Raw genomic sequence first — 3,978 nt, 5'->3', positions numbered from 1 at the left:
CGGTCGCCGCCGACGGCGAGCTGCTCGCCGACGCCGAGACCGGGGTGCCGCTGCGCGTCCGGCTCTCCGGCGCGTTCGAGGTGCCGAGCGCACCCGGCGTGAAGGCCCGGCTCGAGCTGCTCGCCGAGGTGAAGGCGCTCGGCGCGGCGGTCGGGCCGGTGACGGCGCCCGCCGGCGCGCTGCCCGACGAGCGCAAGCCGGCCGGCCCGTCCACCGCGCTCGAGGCGGCCGGCCTGAAGAAGCGCGGCGAGGAGCCGGCGCGCCCCGGCGAGCCCGCCGACGAGGGCGAGTAGCGCCGGCGCGTGCCGCGCCCCGCGGGCGGCAGCAGATTTCGCGCCGGGGGGAGTCGCCATGCGCACCGCGCTCGCAGCGGGGATCGCGCTGGCGGTCCTGGCGAGCTGCCGGACCGTCCAGACGCGCGAGGAGTTCACGCCGGTGTCCGACGCCGACTTCGGCCGGCTCGGGCCCGGCCAGCTCGGGCCGGTGGAGCCGGCCCGCGCCGACGCGGCGGCCGCGCGCGACGCGGTGGCCCGCGCCAAGCTCCGGCTGCAGGAGGCGAAGCGCGAGCAGGGCTACGCCGAGGCGGACCGCACCGCCGCCGAGGCCGACCTCCAGCGCGCCGCCACCGAGGCGAAGGGCGCGAACTCGTCCGGCGACACCGCCTGGAAGGCCCGGGCCCAGGCGCTCGCCGACACCGCCGCGCTGCACCGCCAGGCCGCCGACGCGCACCTCGCGTTCGCGAAGCGGCTGGCCGAGGCGCGCCAGGCGGATCTCGACGCCGCCGAGGCGCACGAGGCGGCCGCGCAGGCGCGCCTGGAGCAGGCGAAGCTGCAGGCGCTCGCGGCGGCCGGGATCCCGGCGGCGGGCAAGTACGACGCGCGCCGGTTCGAGGCGCACGTGGCGAAGGCGGTCGCGGCCGAGCGCGACGCGCAGGCGCACGCCGCGGAGGCCGGGCGCGCCGCGGTGGCCGCGGAGGACGGCTGGCGGACGCTGCAGCGACAGTGGGAGGCGCGCGCCCAGGGGCGCGGCGGGGCCGGGTAGCGGGACCCGGCGGAGCCGTTGCGTTCGCGCCGCGGGCGTGGTCTTCCGTGCGGCATGAAGGCCTTCGTCCGCTTCGCCTGGTCGGTGCTCGCCTACAACCTCGCGGTGGTCGTGTGGGGCGCGTTCGTGCGCGCCACCGGCTCCGGGGCCGGGTGCGGCAAGCACTGGCCGATGTGCAACGGCGAGGTGGTGCCGCGGTCGCCGGCGCTGGAGACGGTCATCGAGTTCACCCACCGTGCCACGAGCGGCGTGGCGCTCCTGCTGGTGGTCGGGCTGGTGGTGGCGGCGCGGCGCACCTTCCCCGCCGGGCACGCGGCGCGCCGGGCGGCCTGGGCCTCGCTCGCGCTGGTGGTGGTCGAGGCGCTGGTGGGCGCCGGGCTGGTGCTGTTCGGCTGGGTGGCGAAGGACGACTCGGCCGCGCGCGGCTGGGTGGTCGCCGTCCACCTCACCAACACGTTCCTGCTGGTCGGCGCCATCGCGCTCACCGCGGCGCTCGCCGGGCGACCGCGCGGGCTCGCGCTCCGCGGGCACGCCGGGCTGGCCGCGGCGCTGGGCGTCGCCGCCGGGGCGCTCATCCTGACCGGCGCCAGCGGGGCCATCGCCGCGCTCGGCGACACCCTGTTCCCGGCGACGTCGTTCGCGGAGGGGCTCCGGCAGGAGCTGTCGGAGGAGGCGCACGTGCTGCTCCGGCTCCGCGTGCTCCACCCGTTCGTGGCCGTCTTCTCGACGGTGGCCCTCGGCTGGGCGGCGCGGGCCGCGCTGCGCGCCCGCCCCGACGCCGACACGCGCTCGGCGTCCTTCGCCGTGCTGCTGCTCGCCGGCCTCCAGCTCTTCGCGGGCGTGCTCAACGTGGCGCTGCTCGCGCCGGTGTGGATGCAGCTCGTGCACCTGCTCGTCGCCGACCTCCTCTGGGTCGCGCTCGTGGTGCTCGCCGCCGCCGCGCTCGCGCCCCCGGCGCCGCGGTCGCGCCGGCGGGCGCCGCGCGCGGCGAGGCGCCGGCGCTGGGCTAGCCCGGGCCCCCTCCCTTCCGGCGAGGGGAGGTCCGTCGCCGGGCTCGCCCCTTCACGCACAGCGTCCCCCGCCTTGGCTGGGCCTGCGACGGAGTGGCCTGAAATGAACTTGCGGCCCGGCCGTAGAATCGACGTCGGAGGTCGATCGGGGGTCGCCATGGCGAAGCTGGAGTCGGTCGAGGGCTACGGCGTGCTGGTGCTGGCGGTCGCGCTGCTCGCCGCGTTCACGCTGAGGATGGCCAACCCGCCGGCGGACGTGGTCCGCGCGGCGAGCGCGCCGCGCGCGGTGACGGTGCTCGAGGAGATCTCGATCCCGCTCGCGCCGTAGCCCCGGGGCCGGGCCGGCCCGCGGTCAGCGCGCGGCCGGCCCGAGCCTGCGCCAATCCACCATCAGGCAGCGATCCTGGACCACCCGGATCCCGGCCCGCGCGAGCGCCTCCGCGGCCGCGTCGTTGCGGATCCCGAGCTGGAGCCAGACCACCGCCGGCTTCTTCGCCACGAGGTCGTCCACGTGCGCCGGCACGTCGGCCGGGCGCCGGAAGACGTCCACGAGGTCCACCGGGCCCGGGATGGCGGCGACGCTCCGGTACACCGGCGCGCCCAGGATGGTCTTCGCCTCCGGGTAGTACACCGGGACCGGCACCACCTCGACGCCCGCGTCCTTGAGGTAGCGCGGCACGTAGAAGGCGGCCTGGTCGGACTGGGCCTCGGTCTTCATGCCGAGCACCGCCACGCGCCGCACCGGCGCGAGCAGCTTCCGGATGTCCTCGTCACGCTCGATCAGGTTCTCCTGCCAGTCCGCCATCTCGGCCTCCTCGGGGCGTGGGCGACGCCGCCGGCCCCGCGCCACCCCGCCTGCTTCCAACTACTCTGGGTTCGGACGCGGCGCGCCTGCAACGACTCTGGGTCCGGAGGCGGGGCGAGGGCAACCCGTCCGGAACGTGGGACCCCGGGGCGAAATCGGCCGGAATCGCGAGGGCTTGGCAGCACGGCCGGAGGGGAGGGCGGCGTCCTTCGAAAAATGGACACGCCCTGGGCGGCGCCTACGATGGCCCTCATGGAGACGAAGAAGAAGGGCACCACGGCGGTCGTGACGGAGGGCTCGGCCCAGGCGGCGCTGCGGCGCGGCCCGGCCCGCGAGCTGACGCCGGAGGAGGAGCGCGTCATGCGGATGCGCCTCGGCGCCGCCCCGCCCCGCGGCGCGCCCCTCGAGCGCAGCGCCGAGGGGCTGAGCGACCTCGAGATCGAGGTCCTCTCCTACGAGATCGAGGCGTACATGAAGTGGCGCGAGCGCGCGCAGGCCGGCGCGCCGGAGACCGCGCCGGCCCGGGCGCCGGCCGCCGCCGCGCCCTCCCGCGCGAAGGAGAAGATCATCCGCGCGCTCCGGAAGAAAGGCCTGTAGAGGCCGAACCTCGCGAGCGCAGCGAGCCCGCCGGGGCGCCGTCGCGCGCGCGGCGAAGCCGCCCGCGGCGGCGCACGGGACCCGGCGAGCAGGGTGGGCCCCCGCGGAGCTCCGCTCCGTGGGGCGGGGCGCAGCCCCGTGAGACGTTCCTCTAGGCCGGCTTCCCCTCGAGCCGCGCCACCAGCGCCCGCGCCGCGTCCCCCGGCGCGGGCGTCGTGTCTCCGGGCGCCGGGGGCAGCGCGCCGGCCGCGAGCAGGCCGGCGAGCAGCGGGGCCGCCCGCGGGTTGCGCCACCAGTCCTCGTCGAGCCGCTCGCGCAGGTCGCGCCGGAGCCGCTCGCCCGCGTCCGCCCCGCGCAGCGCCGCCGCGTGCGCCGCGGCGTCCGCGTCGCGCGCCGCGCGCACGCCCTCCCAGCGCGCCGCGGTCGCCCCCTCCATCGCCTCCGCGTACGCCTCGCGCCAGCGCGCGCCGGAGAGCCCGCGCTCCACCTCGGTCGCGACGCGCAGGGCCGCGGCCCGCGCGCGGA

Annotated in this window: 4 protein-coding genes and 2 pseudogenes; 4 read left to right on the top strand and 2 right to left on the bottom strand. The window is 78.3% G+C overall.

Annotated features, from left to right (window positions below; genetic code table 11):
- The 3 genes and pseudogenes from PSR1_RS22210 to PSR1_RS22200 all read left to right on the top strand — a co-directional run.
- A pseudogene (locus tag PSR1_RS22210) lies at nucleotides 1-293 on the top strand (hypothetical protein); the annotation flags it as partial.
- Between the two features lie 58 nt (nucleotides 294-351).
- The gene (locus PSR1_RS22205; protein ID WP_059439502.1) at nucleotides 352-1,041 is read left to right on the top strand and encodes a hypothetical protein; all 690 of its coding nucleotides are present in this window, start codon (nucleotides 352-354) and stop codon (nucleotides 1,039-1,041) included.
- Nucleotides 1,042-1,095: 54 nt separating this feature from the next.
- A complete protein-coding gene (locus PSR1_RS22200) occupies nucleotides 1,096-2,379 on the top strand; it encodes a COX15/CtaA family protein (protein WP_152643421.1) in 1,284 nt (427 codons plus the stop codon).
- Nucleotides 2,380-2,403: 24 nt separating this feature from the next.
- Here the strand turns inward: PSR1_RS22200 and PSR1_RS22195 are convergent, their stop codons facing one another.
- Nucleotides 2,404-2,856, bottom strand: a complete 453-nt coding sequence (locus tag PSR1_RS22195; RefSeq protein WP_059439501.1) for a CoA-binding protein — start codon at nucleotides 2,854-2,856, stop codon at nucleotides 2,404-2,406.
- Between the two features lie 252 nt (nucleotides 2,857-3,108).
- Here PSR1_RS22195 and PSR1_RS22190 point away from each other — a divergent pair, with 252 nt between their 5' ends.
- A complete protein-coding gene (locus PSR1_RS22190; protein WP_237758201.1) occupies nucleotides 3,109-3,453 on the top strand; it encodes a hypothetical protein in 345 nt (114 codons plus the stop codon).
- A 151-nt stretch (nucleotides 3,454-3,604) separates the two neighbouring features.
- On the opposite strand, the pseudogene PSR1_RS22185 reads toward PSR1_RS22190, so the two are convergent.
- A pseudogene (locus PSR1_RS22185) lies at nucleotides 3,605-3,978 on the bottom strand (hypothetical protein); the annotation flags it as partial.

This window comes from Anaeromyxobacter sp. PSR-1 (assembly GCF_000964525.1).
In the GTDB taxonomy this organism is placed as follows: domain Bacteria; phylum Myxococcota; class Myxococcia; order Myxococcales; family Anaeromyxobacteraceae; genus Anaeromyxobacter.
The sequence above is the reverse complement of the archived record's forward strand: the minus strand, read 5'-3'. Positions and strand labels throughout refer to the sequence as shown.

Excerpts from the sequence above, each read along its gene's own strand:
- PSR1_RS22205 (WP_059439502.1), top strand. The coding sequence starts at position 352 with ATGCGCACCGCGCTCGCAGCGGGGATCGCGCTGGCGGTCCTGGCGAGC.
- PSR1_RS22200 (WP_152643421.1), top strand. The coding sequence starts at position 1,096 with ATGAAGGCCTTCGTCCGCTTCGCCTGGTCGGTGCTCGCCTACAACCTC.
- PSR1_RS22195 (WP_059439501.1), bottom strand. The coding sequence starts at position 2,856 with ATGGCGGACTGGCAGGAGAACCTGATCGAGCGTGACGAGGACATCCGG.
- PSR1_RS22190 (WP_237758201.1), top strand. The coding sequence starts at position 3,109 with ATGGAGACGAAGAAGAAGGGCACCACGGCGGTCGTGACGGAGGGCTCG.